Genomic DNA, 18398 nt, shown 5'->3' with positions numbered 1-18398 from the left:
AGTCCACAGTGGACAGACAGGCGCTGGTTGGGCGGGTGGGCGAGCTGCTCGCGCACCCGCCCGCCGTGGTGCTGGTGGACGGGGCGGCGGGCCTGGGCAGATCCTGGCTCGCCGCCCAGGTCCGCGCTGCCTCGCGGGCCCGGGTGCGGGTGCTCATCGGCTGCCGAGGGCTGCCCGCGGAACCGCATGTGCTGCTGCGCGAGGTGGTGCGCGGCCTGGTCGAGGCCGGGTGCGATCCGGTGCTGGGCCACGCGGTACTCACCGCGGTGGACCGGCGAGAGCGCTCGGAGTACCGGATCTGCCTGGCACTGCGGGAACTGCTCGCCGACGCGGGTTCCGCGCTGCTCGTGCTGGATGATCTCGACCAGGCCGACCGGTGCTCCCGGCAGGTGCTGCGCTGCGCCGCGACCCGGTTGCCGCCGGGGGTCGGTTTACTGGTCACCGCACCACCCCAGGCGCGGTGGGCGCCGGGCCACCGGATCGAACTGACCGCGCTGACCCCGGCCGAGGTCGCCGGGCTGGCCCGCGAACGGCACGGCAGCGCCCCGGCGCACTGGGTGGCCGGGCTGCACCGGCTGACCGGCGGCATTCCGTTGCTGCTCAGCGAAGTACTGGACCACACCTACCCTGATGATCCGGATCCGGCGGGCACACTGGTCCACAGTGGACTGCCCAGGAGTGTGCTGGAACTGGCCACCATCTGCCTGCACAAGCTGTCCGTGGCCGACCGGGCGATCGTGCTGACGGCGGCCCTGCCGCGGGACCCGATCAGCGTGGCGGTGACGGCGCGGGTGTGCGGGGTGGGCCAGGAGCGGGCGGCGACGGCGCTGGACCGAGCGGTGGACGCGGGACTGCTCGCGGTCCGGGTGGACGGCGCCTTCGAGTTCCGGCCGCCATTGCTGGGACTCGCGGTCGCGGCGACCATGCCACTCGCCCGGCGGCGGTCGGCGCACCGGGCCATCGCGCGGGTGCTCGACGGCGCCGAGCGGATCCACCACTACCGCGCGGCCGGTGACCTGGTCGCGGCGGCCCGGCACGCCGAACGCGCCGCCGAGCACGCGGTGCGGACCGGAACCCCCGCCGTAGCGGTGGGGCCGTTGCGCGAACTGCTCGGCGAGGCGGGTCTGCCACACCGGGTCCGGGCAACCCTGGCGAGTCGGCTGGGCAGGCTGACCGTGGGCAGCTGGTCCGACCAGGACACCGTGACCGTGCTGCGCGAGCTGGTCGCCGACGAGTCACTGCCCGCCGGTGTGCATGGCGAACTGCGGCTGCACCTGGGTCTGCTGCTGGCCAACCAGGCCGGGGACGCCGACGCGGGCCGGACCCAGATGGTGCGCGCGGTCGGCGAGCTGCGGCGGCGGCCCGCGCTGGCGGCCAGGGCGATGTCCGCACTGGCCCTGCCACACCTGGGCGCGGCCCCAGTCGCCGAACACCTGCGCTGGCTGGCCGAACTGGACCGCGTCGGGCCGACACGCGCCGATCTAGGTCTGCGCACCGCGATCGAGGTCAACCGGGCGACCGCGCTGCTGCAACTCGGCGATCCCCGGGCCTGGGCCGCACTGCCCACCGCCGGTCCACGGCTGGAACTGCATCGCGGCCGGCTGAACTTCACCGACGCCGCGATCACCCTGGGCCACCACACATCCGCGGCCGCTTTCCTGGCCGAGGCCGAGGTCACCGCGGCCCCCTACCTGGCGCAGGTGGCCGAGACCAACCGGCTGCGCCTGGCCCTGGTGACCGGGGACTGGTCCGGCCTGGCCGAGCGGGTGCGCGCGCATCTGGCCGCCGGGCCGCACAACCCGCGCTCGGCCGCCGAATCCCGCCTGGTGCTGGCCCGGCTCGCCCTCGCAGCCGGTGACTGGGCTGCGGCCGAGGAGCTGCTCGCCGGGCCCGGCTGGTGCGGCTCGGCGGTGTTCGCGGTGGCCGCCACCAGGATCCGGCTGGCCACCGCCCAGGGCAGGCCGGCGGACCTGGACAGCGCGCTGGCCCTGGTGCGGGGCAAGGGCGTGTGGGTGTGGGCGGCCGAACTGGTGGACGCGGGCGTGGAAGCGTTGCTAGGACAGGCCGAACACGGTGCCGCACGGGAGTTGCTGGCCGAGTTCGCGGCCGGGATCACCGGGCGGGACTGCCCACTCGGCGAAGCGGTGCTATGCCACGGACAGGGACTTCTGGACACCGAGAACCCGGTGGAACTACTGACCGCTGCAGCAGCCCGATTCGCCGCCCTCCCCCGCCCCTACGAACAGGCCAGGGCCCTGGAAGCACTGGCCCGCAGCCTGTTCACCCTCGGCGCGCGCACCCAGGCCGGGCAACGCGCGGCGGAGGCGGTGCGGTTGTTCGGCGGACTCGGCGCGACCTGGGACGTGGCCCGCTGCGAACGCCTGCGACGCGAGCACTTCGGCGCACCCGGCGGCGGACCCGGTCGGCGTGGCTACGGCGGCGCGCTGTCCCCCCGCGAACGGGAGGTGGCGCGGCTGATCACCACCGGCCGCACCAACCGGGAGATCGCCGCCCTGCTGTTCCTGTCCCCACGCACAGTCGAGCGCCACGTCGCCAGCCTGCTACACAAACTCAGCGTCCCCACCCGCAGCGAAATCACCCTACCCACCTAAGCAACACCCACCCGCCATCGTGTTGGCCGTTGTCGTACGGCGTGTTGGCCGTTATGGACGGCGAGTTGGCCCAACTGGTACGCCGAGTTGACCCAAGTGGGCGTACCAGTTGGCCCAAGTGGTACCAGATCGGCCAACACGGGGTACGACAACGGCCAACACGCCGGCGAGGTACGGACCGGGCTGATGCTTGGCGGTGCGACCGGGACCGGCCCGGTCGCACCGCGGTCAGCTGATCAGCTGGCGAAGCACAGCGGGACGCTGATGTGCTTGTGGCAGCGGACGGTCCGGCTGGTCGAGCCGGTCTGGTTGCGGCTGTCGGTGACGGTCAGGGTCACCGTGTAGTTCGCGGCGACGTTGGGATAGCTGTGTGACGCGGTCGGGCCGGTGCCGGTGGCGCCGTCGCCGAACTTCCAGGCGTGGCCGGAGACCGGGCCCTCCTCATCGCTGGAGGCACTGCCGTCGAAGGAGCAACTCCCCCGGTTGCAGCGGCTGGTGAAAGCGGCACTCGGCGGCAGGTCACCTGCCTTGACCAAGCGGCGGGTGCTGTGCGTCTTGCCGTCGTTGTCGGTCACGGTGAGCCGGACGCTGTAGTGCCCGGACTTGCCGTAGTCGTGCGAGGTGGTCTTGCCGGTGGCGGTGCCGCCGTCGCCGAACTCCCAGGCGTAGCCGGTGATGGTGCCGTCACTGTCCTTTGTGGAACTTCCGTCGAAGGAGCAGGTGGTGTTGCTGGTGGAGCAGCTCGCGGTGAAGGCGGCGGTGGGCCTGCCAGGGTCGGCGGGACCGGCCGGGTAGTCCTGGGCGGAGCTGACGTCCAGGAGTGGTTCCTTGACGTTGTCGCCGGAATCGTCGGTCCAGTCGGTGTTCGCGGTGTCGATCAGGCGCTGCCGGACCGCGCGCACGCCGTCCCGGTCGGTGGCCCGGTTGCCGTTGGCGGTGAGCAGACCCGCTGCCCCTGCCACGTGCGGCGCGGCCATCGAGGTGCCGCTCAGTGTCTGGTAGCCGCCGTTGAGGTGGGTGGACAGGATGCAGGTGCCGGGTGCGGCGATCTCCACGGTGGCGCCGAAGTTGCTGAAGTCGGCCAGGGTGTCGTCCTGGTCGGCCCGGCAGGTCGAGGCCGCGCCGCCGCCGCGCTGGCCGTTGAAGTCGGCCAGCGCGGAGACGGTGATCACCTCGGGGTGGTTGGCCGGGAAGAACGTCTTGGCGTCCTTGTGGTTGTTGCCCGCGGCCACCGCGAACACCACGCCCTTGTTCACCGCGGCCGAGATCGCCTGGGTGAGCGCGTCGTTGGTGCAGTTCTCGCAGCCGAGGCTCATGTTGGCCACCTCGATCTCCTCGGCGTGCGCGGCCACCCAGTCCACCCCGGCGACCACCCCGGAAAGCTGGCCGCTGCCGCTGTCGTCGAGCACCTTGGCCGACCAGATCCGCGCGCCGGGCGCGATGCCGGTGACCCCGGTCCCGTCGTCCTTGGCGCCGATGGTGCCCGCCACGTGGGTGCCGTGGCCGTGGCCGTCACTGCCCGCGTTGTCGGTGCAGCTGCTGCTGTTCACGCAGTTGGCGCGGGCGACCACGGTCAGGTCGGGGTGCTTGCCGTCCACCCCGGTGTCGATCACCGCGACGTCCACGTCCGCGCTGTAGTCGCTGACGCCGTTGATCTTCAGGTTGGGGTTCTTGGTGGCGAAGGCCCGCTCCACCCCGGTGGGCGTGGTCTGCGCGGTGGTGCGCACCACCTGGTCCGGTTCCACCGAGCGCACCCGCGGATCGCGCCGCAGCGCCGCGACCGCCTGGGGCGTCAGGGAAGCGGCGAAGCCGGTGAGGGCATGCCGGTAGACGTGCCCGACCCGCGTGCTGTGCCGCGCCGCCAGCGCGGCCGGGTCGGTGCTGCCGTCGGTCAGGGTGACGAGGTGGTCCGCCGGTGGCCCGGCCGCCTCGGCGACCGGGACGGTGACGCCCAGCGCCACCACCCCCAGCGCCACGAGCAGTGCTGATCTGATCCGCACGGGATCCTCCTAGTGCAGGGACCCGCGGCCAACACCGCGGGAGCACCACCCTGCGGCCGGATCAACGCCGCCAGCAATGCCGGAAACCGTGGGTGGTACTACCCAATCCCGCCGGGATGGCCCCGTCCTGACCGGAATTCCGCTCACGACCTGGCCGCCGCCCGCAGTTCGGCGAACGCGGCGGCCAGGTCCGCGGCCTGGTAGTGCGCGTTCAGCCCGCTCGGATTGGGCAGCACCCACAGCCGCGAGCCGCCGATCAGCTCCGGCTGCGGACCCATCACCGCCTTGGGCCTGCCGAACCCGCCGCGGTAGGCCGAGATCCCGGCCACCGCGACGAACTTCGGCGTGTACCGCCGCGCCCGCTCGGTCAGTGCCAGCGCCCCGGCCAGCAGCTCGTCCTTGGTCAGCTCGTCCGCGCGGGCGGTGGTGCGGGCGACCACGTTGGTGATGCCCAGCCCGTACTCCAGCAACTCCAGCTGCTCACTCGGCTGCAGTTGCCGCGGGGTGAAGCCGGAGCGATGCAGGGTGGGCCAGAACCGGTTGCCCGGCCGGGCGAAGTGGTGGCCGGTGGCGCCGGAGTACAGGCCGGGGTTGATGCCGCAGAACAGCACCGCCAGGTTTGGCGCGATCACGTCGGGCAGGGTCCTGGTGGTCGCGGCGGCTAGCTCGGCCGCGGTCGGTTTGGCCACACCGAAGGACCTTACCCGTCAGCCCGCGGGGATGGCCGCGCCGAACAGCTCGTCCCGCACCTGGCCCAGTCCCAGGTCCAGCGCGCCTGCGAGCACCGGATTTCCCTCCACAGTGGACAGTCGCAGCGGCGGGCGCGGGATGGTCAGCGCGTGCAGTTCCCGCTCCACCAGTTCCCGCAACACCTCCCCGCCTGCCAGTGCCAGCCCACCGGCCAGCACGATCAGTCCGGGGTCCAGCACCGCGGTGATCTCGGCCAGCCCCACCGCCAGCCGCTCGGCGACCTCCCGCAACCCGGTCCTCGCCGCCGGGTCGCCGTCCACCGCCCGCCGGGCCGCGTTCGCCACCGCCTGCCGGAAGTCCGGCGCGGTGATCCCGTGCCCGGCCAGCAATTCCTGGATCGCGGGACCGCCGGCCAGCGCCTGATATCCGTGGTGACCGAACCGGCCCACCTCGCGGGCGGTGGGCGCGCCGGGTGCGGGCAGGTAGCCGACCTCGCCGGAGCCGCCGGTGGCCCCGCGATGCAGCCGGCCGCCGAGCATCAGTGCCGCGCCCAGGCCCTCATCAGCCCACAGCAGCACAAAGTCCGGGCTGCCCGCGGCGGCGCCGTGCGCTTGTTCGGCCAGTGCGACCAGGTTGACGTCGTTCTCCACCACCACCGGCACGCCGAGCGCCTGGCTCAGACTCGGGGCCAGGTCAGGGATCTGCCAGCCCGGCATGTCCTCGTCGGTGGCGTAGTCCAGGCGCCCGGTGGCCGGGTTGACCGCGCCCTGCACGCCAATGACCAGGCGGTCCAAACCACCCGGCGGGTCGGCGGCGGCCAGCGCGGCGCGCAGCCGGGTGACCGGGTCCGGCGTGGGTCCGGTGGCGGGCAGGGTGGCCGCGCCGATCACGGTGCCGGTGAGGTCGGCGATCTGGATCTCGATCCGTTCCGGGGTCACGTCCATCGCGGCCACCTGGGCCGCGGCCGGGTTGATCCGGTACGCCTCCGCGCTGCGGCCGGTGCGGCCGCTGCGGATGCCATCGCTGATGACGAGGCCGATCTCCTGCAGCCGGGCCAGCAACTGGGAGGCGGTGGGTTTGGACAGCCCGGTCAGCGCGACGATCTGCGGCCGGGTCAGCGAACCGGATTCCAGCAGCGCACGCAGGGTGGCGCGGTCGTTGATCGCCCGCATCAGGCTTGGCGTACCCCGGACTGGACTGCTCATGACACCTCCGGGGTAAAGAAACCTTACTTACGCACCGTACGGAGAACTGCGTTGATCGGTCAAGCGCAATGGTTTGCACAACCCCTTGCCCTGTGCGTTCCCGTAGAGTTAGGATAGTTTCCTTACTATTCCTACCGCGTTCACCTGAACTGTCGCCTGAACGTCTCGCCGCCAACGACGCCCTGCCCCGTCGAAACGAGATCTGTCAGGAGCAACGATGTTGCGACTCACCAGGCTGTCGCCCGCGGGTCACTCCGCACGGCGACGCCGCCGCACGGCCGCGCTCACCGCGGCCGCGCTCGCGTTCAGCGGCCTTTCCGCCCTGGTCACCCCGCCCTCGGCCGGTGCCGCGGACGAATCCGGTGTCCAGGCCGCACTGCCCGATCTGACCAGTGCCAACCGCCGGGCCCCGATCTCCGGTCTGCCCGACTGGAGCAAGGCCGGCTACCGCGGCGGGGCCGCGCTACCCGGCCCTTCCGAGATCAACCCGGACGCGGCATGTCAGATCACCGCGAGCGAACTCTCCACCCAGTACGGCGTCAAGACCGACGGCAGCGATGCCACCGCCGGTCTGCAGAAGGCCATCGACGACATCCGCACCAAGTGCTCGCCCAAGGCGAGCTACACCAAGCTGTCCTCGATCACCCTGCCGGAGGGCAGGCTCACGGTCACCCGGCAGCTCGGTGTGGACGCGGACTACCTGCTGATCAAGGGCGCGGGCCGGGGCAAGACCACGCTGGTCTTCCGCCCGGACGCGAACACTCGTTACGACGCGCTGACCGAGGACGGCAGCGACTGGGACGAGGACGGCATGGTGCACGGCGCGGGCAAGGGCGGCTGGATGTGGCCCGGCCGCGGCCTGCTCCGGGTGCAGACCCGTGAGGTCTCACCCAAGTACGCCGCCGACCACAAGTCGGCCCCGGCCAACCGCAAGGACATCTTCGAGGGCAGCATCAACCAGCACTGGGCCTCCGGGATTCCGCTGCGCGAGGGCTCGGCCCTGGGCGCCAATCAGATCAAGCTGGCCAAGAACGCCGACATCAGCAAGTTCAAGGTCGGCGGCTACCTGTGGGTGGGCGCGGCCAACACGATCAAGTTCTACCAGCAGCAGACCGTGACCAACACCGCGCAGTACCTGAACCTGCATATGCGGCAACAGATCTTCCAGATCACGGCGGTGAACTCCAGTACCAAGGACCTCACCATCGACAAGCCCCTGGAATACGACCTGCCGCTGAACTCCACCGCCGACGGCTCAGCGGCCATCGGCGGCACCACCTACCCGAGCCGGGTCACCCCGCTCAAGGTGGTGCAGGGCGTGGGCATCGAGGACCTGAGCATCACCCAGGAACTCAACGGCATGCCCAAGCACGGCGGCGGCACGCACAACGTGACCAAGGCCGACGCCACCCAGAACTACGGCAACGTGGCGCCCGAGTACGAGATGCACGGCATCGTGCTCAAGTGGGCGGCCAACACCTGGATCCGCCGGGTGGGCGCGGAGATGACCGGCTCGCACCCGATCGTCACCGAGAGCGCCAAGAACATCCAGATCCAGGAGTCCTATTTGGACGGTTCCTGGAACAAGGGCAAGGGCGGCAACGGCTACTTCCGCGGCTCCCGGGTGTGGGATTCGCTGTATGCCTACAACACCACCCGCAACCTGCGGCACTTCACCTTCCAGTGGTCGGCCTCCAACAACGTGGTCGTCGGCAACGACTTCGACTCCGACCTCAACGTGCACGGCGGCTGGGAGCGCCGCAACCTGTTCGAGAACAACAAGGTGACCGTGCCGTTCGAGCACGCCTCCAAGAACTGCAAGAGCAACTGCGGCGAAGAGGGCGGCGGCGCGCCGGATGACTCCACCTGGTACCCGATCTGGTGGGCCGCGGGCCCCAAGGCGGCCAAGTGGTCGGGCTCCAGCGGTCCGCAGAACGTCTTCTACAACAACGAGATGAGCAAGCAGACCGTCAAGGGCGGGGCCTTCCAGCCCTACTACGGCGACCGGCAGCGGATCTACCAGTTCGGCAGTGACGCCGCGGACGCGAGCAAGTTCAAGCACCTCAGCGTCGGCAGCACCACCATCCCGGACTGGGCGAGCAAGGAGACGGTGGACTTCACCAAGTCCAACAACGGGGTCAACGCCAGCAAGACCGACTCCTCCGGCAGCCTGTTCCTGAAGAACCCGGGCCGTGCCACCGTGTTCGGCGCCGAAGCGACCCAGGGCGCGCTGGTGGACGTCTCCACCGCGGAACAGCTCAAAACCGCGCTGGCCAACGCCAAACCGGGCGACACGATCAAACTCGCCGCCGGTGAGTACCGCGGTTCGTTCGTGACCCAGAAGGCGGGCACCGCCGCCGCCCGGATCACCCTGACCGGCCCGGCCAACGCGGTGCTGATCAACGACGGCCCTTCCGGCACCGCGCCGTCCTGCCCCGTCCCGACGGCGGGCTGGGACTCCGGCTACGGCCTGTGGCTGCACAACGCGCCCTACTGGAACCTGACCGGCTTCACGGTCAAGGACTCCAAGAAGGGCGTCATCCTGGACAACTCCCACCACGTCACCCTGGACAAGGTCTACGTGCACCACGTGGACGAGGAAGCGGTGCACTTCCGGCGCTCCTCGGCCGACGGCGTGATCAGGAACTCCAGGATCACCCACGCCGGCCTGGTGCAGCCCAGCTACGGCGAGGGCGTCTACATCGGCTCGGCCGGCTCGAACTGGAAGTGCCACGGCAACACCGGTGGCGCGGACCGCTCGGACCGGGTCAGCGTGCTGGACAACGAGATCGGGCCCGAGGTGGCGGCCGAGCACATCGACGTCAAGGAGGGCACCAGCGCCGGGGTGATCCGCGGCAACAAGTTCAACGGCACCGGCATCAAGGGCCAGAACTCCGCGGACTCCTGGATCGACGTGAAGGGCACCGGTTACCTGATCGAGAACAACACCGGCACCTTCGCCAAGCCCGGCGTCTTCGCCAACGGCTACGAGACGCACAACCCGTCCAGCAGCCCGTCCTTCCCGAACGGCTGCGGCAACACCTGGCGCGGCAACAAGTCCGACCTCGGCGGGGTGGGCAAGTACGCCATCTACATCCCGTCGGTGTCCAAGTGCTCGGCCAACCCGAACGTCGTGCACGCCTCGAACACGGTCACCGGCGCCACCACCGGCCTGACCAACATCAAGGTCACCCCGTAACACCCCCTGCCCATGGCGCGGGGCCGGAACCCAGTGCTGGTTCCGGCCCCGCGCCGTGGTTTTCTCAGCCGCCGTAAGGCCCGCCGCTCTCCCCGATCACCGGCGGCGGCACGGTGAGGGTGTCCCCGAAGATGTCCTCGGTCTCGATCAGGTACTCCGGCCGCTGGTGTTCCTTGTCCTCCTCGCCCCGGCCGCCCGCCCCGGCGCCCATCGGCCCACCAGGTGTGCCCGCCGCCCCGCGTACGCCGGTGCCGCCGGGTCCACCACGACCACCGGCCGCGTGCGGGTCAGCGCCGATGCCCGCGGACCCACCGGGCCCGAATCCGGCACCGCGCCCGCCGGACCCGAAGGCCCCGCCACTCCCCCGCGGCCCGAACCCGCCGCCACCACCGGTACCAGCCCGGCCACCGCCGCTACCGCCACCGGGCGGCTGCCCGCCGGGCGGGAGAATCCCGGGCGGCGGCACCGGTAGCGGGCTCGGTCCAGGGACTGGTCCAGGTGCGGGAATGGGTTGTGGCAGTGGGGGTCCGCCGACTGGGGGTGGTGCTGGGATGTTCCAGTCGTTGCGTACCTGGTCGTTGCCGGTGCCGCCTCCGCCGTTGCCGGTGGGTCCGCCGCCGGGTCCGGGTGGGTCCATTCGGCCGGGTTGTCCTGGTAGTCCGCGTGGTGGGTCGACTCGGCCTGGGTCGCGGCGGCCGGGGTCGACTTCACCCGGGTTGCCGTTGCCGGTGTCCAGGGTCAGTTCGGGTTGGGGCTGGAATTGGTATTGGGGCAGGGCGTCGACGGTGCCCTGGGTGTTGCCGCGGTAGGAATCGAAGCGTTCCTGGTTGCGTTTGAACGCTTCGCCTTCGGCCCGCTTCGCTTTGTCGTAGTCGGTGTCCATCGGGTTGAGATCGTTGAGCCACGGCTTGTCCGGCACATCCGGAACCTGCTCCATGGCCTGTTGTGCTCGCCGGGCGTGGTCTCCTTGTGCGGCGACCTGGAGCGCCACGCTGTCGCAGACGCCCTTGGCCTGGGTGGCGATGGCGACCACGGGGGCGATCTTGTTGTGCATGGCGTCGGCGGCTTTGCCCTCGAAGGCGATCCGGCCGGTGGACATGGCGTCGGTGATCAGCTGGGCGACGGCGTCGTAGCGTTTGCCGAGCTTGGACCAGGAGTCTTTGTTGGCTTCGGTGGTGGGTCCGGTGCCTTTGACGCCTTGGTTGAAATAGTCATAGATGGTGCGGCCGTCGAAGGCTTGGGAGCGCGGCAGACTGCCGTCCCGGCTGATCGCGATGTACCTGATTTCCTGGCCCATCTCAGCCCCCTGCCCGTAGGTTCTGGATCACGAGTGTCGCCATCCGATCGGAGACCTTGCACGGCGTCTTGTAGTCCGGCGACTTCAACGGCAGGTTCACGGCCACCTCCATCATGAGGTCTTTGCTCAGGCCCAGTTGGGTGGTGCAGCCGCCGCGCTCGGCGGTCTTCTCATCGTGGGTGTGCACAGCCTGGACACCCGCAAGCTCACCAGCGGGCTCGAAGAACGGGTTCTGGTCCTTCAGCTCGAAGAAGCGTTCCCACTTCACGGCTTCGGGCTTGGTGTACAGAGTCGCGGAGACGCGGGTGTTCTCGCTGGAGTCCTTGGGCCCCCAGACACAGGCTGGCCCGAGGACGGAGTCGTCGGCCTTCGGAGGTTTGGTCGCCCCCACGGTCTCGCGTTGTGCTGGAGTGAGCAGGTCGCACGGCCGGTCCTTGAACGCGTCGGCGGAAACCGGGTTGTTGATCGGCGGCGCCAGGCTCTGCTTGCTGGTGCTGGTCGGTGCGCTGGTCGCTTGGGTGGGGTCGGGCGTGCCTCCGCCGCAACCGGACAACACCAGCGTGCTCAGTGAGATGATGGCGGCGAGCTGGACTGTGCGGGTCACGAGCGGTGTCCTCCGATGCCCTTGTTCTTGCCCTCGGTGTTCTCGTGCTCGCGCACCATAGCCTTGATGTTGTCGATCATGTTCTGGAGCGTGTTCTCCAGGTCTTTGTTGGCCTTGCCGTGACAACCTTGCTCGTCACTGGCCCGCTGGATGATCGCCTTCACCGCGGCCTTGCTGTACGGGTCGTTGTACGGCGGGTCGAGCTTTTGCAGCTTTCTCGCGTCTTCCCCGATGGCCCGGACCTCCTCCAGGGCCTCTTCCAGCTTGGCCAGGGCCTTCCCTGCGTGGGCTGGATCGATCCGGTAGCGGCCGACCTGGCTCAACGATCCCTGCACGTCAACCGGCACCGGGTTCGGATTGGCGCGTTTCTGCTCGTCCAGCATCTTGCGCTGAGTAGGTGTGAGCAGGTGCTCGTCCGGATCAGCCATCGGTGGTACTCCCCCTCGAACAGCACGGGCCCCCCAGCCGCACGTGGCTTATCGCCAACTTATTCGCATCGTAACCATGGACGATGGCAACAAGCCATTGGCTCCACCTAATCGGAGGTTCGCCCGAACGGAGTAGCGCTAGTGCAGCGTGTATGTTGCTGATCGGGGGCTCGTTCGTGCCTTCCCCGGACGAGATGTGCGCCGTACCCGGACCGCCAAGACGACGCACGATGGAGTCGTGGTGGCCCTTCCCCTGGACGTGCGCTGGATCCATGGTTCGGAGTCGGCGAAGCACAACACCGATCCGGATCTCCAGGTCTACTGGTATGACGGCAACTCGGTGATTCTGCGGCAGAACATGGCGATCAATTACGAGGCGCCGTTCCTGTTCCTGTTGTTCGGGGAACACACCGCGGTGCTGGTGGACACCGGAGCCACCGAATCGGCCGAGTTCTTTCCCTTGCGCCAGATCGTGGACGGACTGATCGAACAGTGGCTGGCGCGGAATCCGCGGGTGGGTTACCGGTTGCTTGTCCTGCATTCGCACGGGCATGGGGACCATGTCGCCGGGGATGGGCAGTTCGCCGGGCGGGCCGATACCACGGTGGTGGACGCGGGGCTGGCGAGTGTGCGGGCGTTCTTCGGGTTCGACGAGGACGGGCTGGCCTCACTCGATCTGGGTGGGCGGGTGCTGGAGTGCATTGCCAGTCCGGGGCACCACGAGGCGGCGGTGACCTATTTCGATCCGTGGACCGGGTTCCTGCTCACCGGGGACACCGTCTACCCCGGACGGTTGTACGTCCAGGACTGGGCGGCCTTCGGCGCGACGATCGACCGGCTGGTGGACTTCGCCGGGCGGCGGCCGGTCTCGCACGTGCTGGGCTGCCACATCGAGATGACCCGGGAGTCCGGAGTGGACTATCCGATCCGGACCACCTACCAGCCGGACGAGCCGCCGCTGGAGCTGTCCGTGGCCCAGCTGCGCGAGATCCAGTCCGCGATCCGGGAGATCGGGGACCGGCCGGGTGTGCACGCATTTCCCAGCTTTGTTGTCTACCACCGGTCAGTATGACCTGACTCAGCCTGCCGACCTGGGCCGGACGGGTGCGGGCCACTGTGTGGTCTGAACTTGTTTGAACAGAGTGGCGTGAACTGAACGCCATCTGAAAACCGGGTCATTCCTTGTGACCGCAAGGAAACGCAGACTCCGCACTGCACAACACAGCGGCACGCCATCCCCTGCAGGGTGACGAGGGCTCACCCCTTGGCGAGTGCGCTGGGCAGTCGAGGAGGAGTCATGTCGGATCGAACCTGGCGCACCCTGCGTGCCGGGGTCGCGGTCACCGTCGCGGCAACCGCGATGCTGGCCGGACCCAGCGCGCTCGCCAGTCCGGAGCTGAGCGCGGCGGAGGCCGCGGCCGTGGACCACCTGGTCGCGGGTGGGCTGGACCGGGACGCGGCGGTGCGGCGGATCGCGGACCAGGACACGTTGTCCCGCAAGGCGGACCGGCTCACCGCGGAACTGGGTGGGCGGGCCGCCGGGGCCTACCTGGAGGCCGGGCGCGTGGTGGTGGCGGTCACCGATGACGCGGCGGCGCGGACGGCGGAATCGGCCGGGGCCAAGGCGAAGCGGGTGGCCAACGGGGCGGCGAAGCTGGCCGGGGCCAAGGAGGCGGTGCGGCGGCTGCTGACCGGGGTGCCGGGCAGCAGCAGTCACACCGATGTCGCCGGCAACGCGGTGGTGGCCACCATCCCGGCCGGGGCGGCGCTGGACGGGCTGGCCGCGCGGGTCGGCGCGATCGAGGGCGCGCGGGTCAAGCGGACCGCGGGGCAGGCGAGCGCGCAGGCCAATCTCTATGGCGGACAGGAGATCCAGTTCACCGTCGGCGGGCGCGGCTACGTCTGCTCGGTCGGGTTCAACGCCACCGACCGGGACGACAACCCGGTCATGATCACCGCCGGGCACTGCGCGGACGGCATCGCCGACGGGGAGTTCCGGCGCAACGGGACCTACCTCGGCACCGTGCGGGACCACAGCTTCCCGGTCAACGACTACGCCTACTCCTCGCTGGCCGCGGACTGGACGCCGCAGGCCGCGGTCAGCCAGTACAACGGCCGGGCGGTCCGGGTCACCGGGCACGGGGCCACCGCGGTGGGCGGGGTGATCTGCAAGTCCGGCCGCACCACCGGGTGGACCTGCGGTGAGGTGGAATCCCTTGACGTCACGGTCAATTACGCCGGCGGCACCCGGGTGGAGGAGATGACCCAGGCCAGCGTGTGCACCGAGGGCGGGGACAGCGGCGGCGCGTGGATGTCGGGCACGGTCGCCCAGGGTGTCACCAGTGGTGGCATGGGTTACCGGACCAAGGACACCAACGGGGACGGGCGGATCGACGAGAAGGACAAGGCCGAATGCGGGGAGAAGGTGGGTGAGCCGAACATCGCCTACTTCCAGCCGATCGGCGAGATCCTGACCGCCTACGGGCTGGATCTCCAGACCCAGTAGGGAAAACCTGGTGGGGACCGGCGCGCGGGCCGGTCCCCGTCAGTCACTCCGCGACCTGGGCCGCGCCCAGCAGCAGCTCGATGATCACCACGGCCTTCTCCGTCTCCGGCTCGGCGCCGGTGATCAGGTCGCTCCACACGAAGGACTCGCAGATCCGCACGATCACATAGGACAGGTCCGGCAGGTCCAGGTCGGGGCGCAGATTGAGGCCGGACACCAGTTCCGCGCACCAGTCGATCATGCGGCCCTGCACGATGCCGTGCTTGGAGGTCATCAGCCGCAGCGCGTACTCGGGGTCGTCGGAGAGCAGCCGCCGCAGGTTCTTGGAAGTGCGGAACTTGGCGATGCAGGTGCCGATCACCTCGGTGACATAGCCGAGGCCGCTGCCCTGGACCTTGCTCTTCGTCCGGTTGAGCTGCTCCTCGGTGAGCGCCCAGATCACCTCGCCCAGCAGCTGTTCCCGGTTGCCGCACCAGCGGTACAGCGTGGCCCGGCTGACGCCCAGGGTCTCGGCGAGCTGCTGCATGTCCACCCGGCGGCCTTCCAGGAACCAGGTCCGGGCCACCTTGAACGCGTCAACCGGGGTCGCCTTGGCGGTGGGCCCGCAGCCGGACAACGCCCGGCTGAGCGGGGTTTCCTGGACAACGGGCCTGCTGCTGGGCTTGGCCGACATGTGGACATCTTATCTTTTATCTCAGCGCGACACACATCGGGAATCTGCCTCATCGTGGGACACCGGCCACCTGCTCGACCGGGCCCGGTCCGCGGTTGGACAGCAGGTGTTCAGCAGCAGGAGCGGACCTCGGCGCCGGTGAGCAGGTGGTGCACGTTGACCTTGCGCATCGGGTCCAGGCGGTCCAGGCGGTCGGCCAGTTCGGGACCGCCCCGGCCGTCCCGCAGCAGCTGGGCCATCAGCTCGACCGCGGCGGGCACGGTCCTGGCCAGCAGCACCGGCATCAGGAAGCGCTCCTCGCCGTCGGGCAGCAGGCCGCGCCGGAACGCCTGGTCCAGGAACCGGGCCAGCGCCTGCCTGCGGGCGGTCTCGCCGACCCGGACCCTGGCCGCGGTGTCGGCGATGACCGCCAGATCGTGCAGCCGGTCGCCCACGTGCAGCTCGTCGAAGCCGAGCACGGCCAGCGCCTGGGGTTCGCCGCCGCCGGAGAGCAGCACGTTGTCATCGTGCGGGGCGCCGTGCACCACCGCGGCCGGCGCCGGGCCGCGCTGGTCCAGGGTGCACAGCGCGGGCACGGCGGCCAGCACGCCGCGCAGCACCGCGGTGGCGGTCCAGCCCCAGATGTCGGCCCGGCCCCTGGCGGCGGGCAGCAGTCGCTGGGCCTGCTCCACGGCCGCGGCCCAGTCACCGGCCGGGGCCGGGGCGGTGATCGCGGCCAGGCCACGGCGCAGCACGGTGGGCAGCTGGTCCAGGCAGTCGCGCAGGTCCAGCGCGGCCGTGGTCATCGCGGCCACCTGCGGCGGGGCGAACTGGTTGGGCACCACGCCCTTGGCCATCGGGGTCAGCTCACCGGCGAACCCGGCCTGCCAGCCGGCCGGCGCGCCCGCGGCGGTGGGGATCGGCAGCAGCACCGGCAGGCCCTGGCGGTGGCAGTCGGCCAGCACCCGGCGGCGCAGCGCGTAGCGGGCCTCGGCCCACGGGTCGTCCTGGTGGCGGCGCAGGGTGAGCAGGTGGGCGCGGCCGTGGCAGGGCACCCGCCAGACGCAGTGCCGGGTGGTGTCCGCCCAGTCCGGCAGCCGTTCCGGCGCGGTCCGGTCCCAGTGCGCGGGCCAGTGCCGCCGGAGCAGGTCGCGGACCACGGCCAGTTCGCTCACCGGGCGTTCCGGCGTAACCGGATCGCCAGTTCCTGCCAGGCGCGGGCGGCGGCCATGGCCAGTTCGGCCACATCGCCGCGCCGGTAGTCCGGGACGCCAGCCACCACCTGGTCCAGGGGCAGACCGGGCACCGGCGCCGCGTCCAGCCAGCGCAGCAGCAGTTTGCCGGACTGGTTGAACCGCAGCGAGGGGTCCGCGCGCAGGGCCTGCAGCACGTTCTCCCGGTCCACGCCGGACCGTGCGGGCGGCGGCGCGGGCCGGGCGCGGGCGCGCAACCCGGCGGGCACCGGGTCCTCGCCCGCGCGCACTCGGCGGCGCACGTCCTGCGCGGTGGACACGGCCACCCCGGCCGCCTTGGCGACCTCGCGCAGTGAGGCGGTCGGCCGCTCGGCGAACAGCTCCCCGGCCTTGCGCCTGCCATCCGCGCTGTTCATCGGCCGGGCCCGGCCGTCCCGGCCGATCCGGGCCAGCGGCGCGCCCGCCCGGTCGTCGCGCTGCCGGATGCCGGCCACCGTGCCAGGGGACAGCCCGGCGACCTTGGCGATCAGCCGGTCCGACCACTCCGGGTGGCTGCGCAGGATCCGGCCGGCGGCGGCACTGCGGTCGGCCGCGGACAGCGGCAGGCCGTGCGCGATGTTGGCCCGGACCGCGAGCACGAAGGCGTCCCGCTCCGGCCCGTCGAAGAAGCAGGCCTCGACCTCGCCGCGGCCGCGCGCCACCGCCGCGAGCAGCCGGTGCATGCCGTCGATCACCCGCATCGAGCTGCGGTGCACCAGGATCGGCGGCAGCTCGGCGGTGCTGTCGGCCAGCAGCCGGACGTGCTCGATGTTCTCCCCCGCCTGCCGCGGTGACATCGACTCGGCCCGCAGCGCGGACACCGCCACCAGCCGCACCGGTAGATCGACGAGCCCCAGCTCCGGCCACGATGCCGAGCGTTGTGCCCGCTCCTGCTGCCCCAGTTCCATGAGACGTCTATATCCGGTGTCTCATTTACGAGTCAATAATCATCAGGATCGTAAGAAGAGACATGAATGAGTCTCGTCTTGTTGGGTGGGTGTTCGAGCGTGCGGTGCGGGTGGTCGAACAGCCTCAGCTGCACTGCATGATCAACCAGGTCCGGTCGAACTCGCCCGCGCGGGCGGCCTGGTCGGGGATGTTGTAGTACAGCGTCCCGACATCGCCCCACACCCAGTCCATCGTGTCGTCGGAGTCCAGCTGGAGCAGCAACTGCCAGCACTGCGCCCGCGCCAGCCGCTCGTGCTCGGCCTGTTCCTCGGGCGCCTCCGCCCACTCCATGCCCTGCGAGTCGTAGTGCGCCTCCAGCCAGAGCGGGCACTGGACCAGGTCCGGCCAGCCGTTGATCTGGTGACTCGGCGCGTCCTCCGGCCAGTCACCCAGCCGGGCCGAGCAGCGCGCCCACTCCTGGCGCAGCTCCTCCAGCCGCCCAGGGTCGGCCTGGGCCAACTCGGGCACCTCATCGTCCAGAGTCGGCAGCGAGAGCAGGTGAGCCAAGCGCACCGGCCGCGCCGGGAAAACCGTTGCCCCGACGGGCGCTGGGACCGGCACGCCACCGTCGGGCAGGTAGGCGACGTGGAAGCTGTCCACCGCGTCCGGGGAGTAGGCCCACTCCCCGACGAGGTCGTAGAAGAAGTTCAGCAGCCCGGTCTTCGGCAGCCAGTCCACCTGGGCGAACTCGGCCACCTCGGCCAGGTCGAGCACGGCCACCAGGCTCAGCGGTTCGCCGCGCACCGCGGGCCATTCCGTGCCCGGCGGCAGCACCGGGTCGCCGCCGAGCCGGGAGCGGCCGGCGCCGGATTCCTGGTGCAGCAGCCGGATCGACGGGCGGCTGAGTTCGACGAGCCGGTCGCCGAGGTCGTCACCGAGCCGTTCGCGGGACAGCTCGGCGAGGGCGGTTCGAAGTTCCTGTGGGCTGGTCACCGGAAAAGCCTGGCACGGGGGTCTGACAACCCGGTCCGATTGCAGTACGGTCGCCGCGGCGATTGGCCGCACCACCGGTGACGTGGAGGCCT

14 protein-coding genes and 1 riboswitch are annotated in these 18398 nt (G+C 70.6%); of the genes, 4 read left to right on the top strand and 10 right to left on the bottom strand.

Annotated features, from left to right (window positions below; translation table 11 throughout):
* The first annotated feature begins 8 nt into the window (after positions 1-8).
* Positions 9-2612: a LuxR C-terminal-related transcriptional regulator gene (locus ACTOWY_RS14420; RefSeq protein ID WP_441310125.1), complete on the top strand. Its 2604-nt coding sequence runs from the start codon at positions 9-11 to the stop codon at positions 2610-2612.
* A 236-nt stretch (positions 2613-2848) separates the two neighbouring features.
* Here the strand turns inward: ACTOWY_RS14420 and ACTOWY_RS14415 are convergent, their stop codons facing one another.
* From ACTOWY_RS14415 to ACTOWY_RS14405, 3 genes are all read right to left on the bottom strand, one after another.
* Complete coding sequence (locus ACTOWY_RS14415; RefSeq protein ID WP_441310124.1) at positions 2849-4612, bottom strand: S8 family serine peptidase; 1764 nt, start codon at positions 4610-4612, stop codon at positions 2849-2851.
* Positions 4613-4755: 143 nt separating this feature from the next.
* The gene (mug, locus tag ACTOWY_RS14410; protein WP_441310123.1) at positions 4756-5301 is read right to left on the bottom strand and encodes a G/U mismatch-specific DNA glycosylase; all 546 of its coding nucleotides are present in this window, start codon (positions 5299-5301) and stop codon (positions 4756-4758) included.
* An 18-nt stretch (positions 5302-5319) separates the two neighbouring features.
* Positions 5320-6507 (bottom strand): ROK family protein, encoded by a 1188-nt coding sequence (locus tag ACTOWY_RS14405; RefSeq protein ID WP_441310122.1) that lies wholly within the window; start codon positions 6505-6507, stop codon positions 5320-5322.
* 217 nt (positions 6508-6724) lie between these two features.
* Here ACTOWY_RS14405 and ACTOWY_RS14400 point away from each other — a divergent pair, with 217 nt between their 5' ends.
* Positions 6725-9706, top strand: coding sequence for a hypothetical protein (locus ACTOWY_RS14400; protein WP_441310121.1), 2982 nt, complete (start codon positions 6725-6727; stop codon positions 9704-9706).
* 64 nt (positions 9707-9770) lie between these two features.
* Here the strand turns inward: ACTOWY_RS14400 and ACTOWY_RS14395 are convergent, their stop codons facing one another.
* Genes ACTOWY_RS14395 through ACTOWY_RS14385 form a run of 3 tightly spaced genes read right to left on the bottom strand, consistent with a single transcriptional unit; the run spans position 9771 to position 12035 of the window.
* On the bottom strand, positions 9771-11003 hold the full coding sequence (locus ACTOWY_RS14395) for a hypothetical protein (protein WP_441310120.1): 1233 nt from the start codon (positions 11001-11003) through the stop codon (positions 9771-9773).
* 1 nt (position 11004) lies between these two features.
* Entirely contained in the window at positions 11005-11607 is a 603-nt protein-coding gene (locus tag ACTOWY_RS14390) for a DUF3558 domain-containing protein (protein WP_441310119.1), read from the bottom strand.
* Entirely contained in the window at positions 11604-12035 is a 432-nt protein-coding gene (locus ACTOWY_RS14385) for a hypothetical protein (protein ID WP_441310118.1), read from the bottom strand. The genes ACTOWY_RS14390 and ACTOWY_RS14385 overlap by 4 nt, the downstream gene beginning before the upstream one ends.
* A gap of 162 nt (positions 12036-12197) precedes the next feature.
* A riboswitch (guanidine-III (ykkC-III) riboswitch) is annotated at positions 12198-12265 on the top strand.
* Between the two features lie 8 nt (positions 12266-12273).
* Between ACTOWY_RS14385 and ACTOWY_RS14380 the strand changes: the two genes are divergently transcribed.
* Positions 12274-13107: an MBL fold metallo-hydrolase gene (locus ACTOWY_RS14380; protein WP_441310117.1), complete on the top strand. Its 834-nt coding sequence runs from the start codon at positions 12274-12276 to the stop codon at positions 13105-13107.
* A gap of 225 nt (positions 13108-13332) precedes the next feature.
* Complete coding sequence (locus ACTOWY_RS14375; RefSeq protein WP_441310116.1) at positions 13333-14541, top strand: S1 family peptidase; 1209 nt, start codon at positions 13333-13335, stop codon at positions 14539-14541.
* Positions 14542-14584: 43 nt separating this feature from the next.
* Here the strand turns inward: ACTOWY_RS14375 and ACTOWY_RS14370 are convergent, their stop codons facing one another.
* The 4 genes from ACTOWY_RS14370 to ACTOWY_RS14355 form a co-directional block, all read right to left on the bottom strand.
* On the bottom strand, positions 14585-15214 hold the full coding sequence (locus tag ACTOWY_RS14370; RefSeq protein WP_441310115.1) for a QsdR family transcriptional regulator: 630 nt from the start codon (positions 15212-15214) through the stop codon (positions 14585-14587).
* A gap of 110 nt (positions 15215-15324) precedes the next feature.
* Positions 15325-16368 carry a phosphotransferase gene (locus ACTOWY_RS14365; RefSeq protein ID WP_441310114.1) on the bottom strand — a complete coding sequence of 348 codons (1044 nt, stop codon included), beginning with the start codon at positions 16366-16368 and terminating at the stop codon, positions 15325-15327.
* Positions 16365-17333 (bottom strand): ParB/RepB/Spo0J family partition protein, encoded by a 969-nt coding sequence (locus ACTOWY_RS14360; RefSeq protein WP_441310113.1) that lies wholly within the window; start codon positions 17331-17333, stop codon positions 16365-16367. The genes ACTOWY_RS14365 and ACTOWY_RS14360 overlap by 4 nt, the downstream gene beginning before the upstream one ends.
* Positions 17334-17457: 124 nt before the next feature.
* Positions 17458-18306: a YwqG family protein gene (locus ACTOWY_RS14355; protein WP_441310112.1), complete on the bottom strand. Its 849-nt coding sequence runs from the start codon at positions 18304-18306 to the stop codon at positions 17458-17460.
* Positions 18307-18398: the final 92 nt, after the last annotated feature.

The sequence above is a fragment of the Crossiella sp. CA198 genome (assembly GCF_052078295.1).
In the GTDB taxonomy this organism is placed as follows: domain Bacteria; phylum Actinomycetota; class Actinomycetes; order Mycobacteriales; family Pseudonocardiaceae; genus Crossiella.
Note: the sequence above shows the minus strand (reverse complement) of the source record. Positions and strands in the feature narration are given on the sequence as shown.

Coding starts and splice junctions, on each gene's coding strand:
- ACTOWY_RS14370 (WP_441310115.1), bottom strand. CDS start 15,214: ATGTCGGCCAAGCCCAGCAGCAGGCCCGTTGTCCAGGAAACCCCGCTC.
- ACTOWY_RS14395 (WP_441310120.1), bottom strand. CDS start 11,003: ATGGGCCAGGAAATCAGGTACATCGCGATCAGCCGGGACGGCAGTCTG.
- ACTOWY_RS14375 (WP_441310116.1), top strand. CDS start 13,333: ATGTCGGATCGAACCTGGCGCACCCTGCGTGCCGGGGTCGCGGTCACC.
- ACTOWY_RS14400 (WP_441310121.1), top strand. CDS start 6,725: ATGTTGCGACTCACCAGGCTGTCGCCCGCGGGTCACTCCGCACGGCGA.
- ACTOWY_RS14360 (WP_441310113.1), bottom strand. CDS start 17,333: ATGGAACTGGGGCAGCAGGAGCGGGCACAACGCTCGGCATCGTGGCCG.
- ACTOWY_RS14405 (WP_441310122.1), bottom strand. CDS start 6,507: ATGAGCAGTCCAGTCCGGGGTACGCCAAGCCTGATGCGGGCGATCAAC.
- ACTOWY_RS14385 (WP_441310118.1), bottom strand. CDS start 12,035: ATGGCTGATCCGGACGAGCACCTGCTCACACCTACTCAGCGCAAGATG.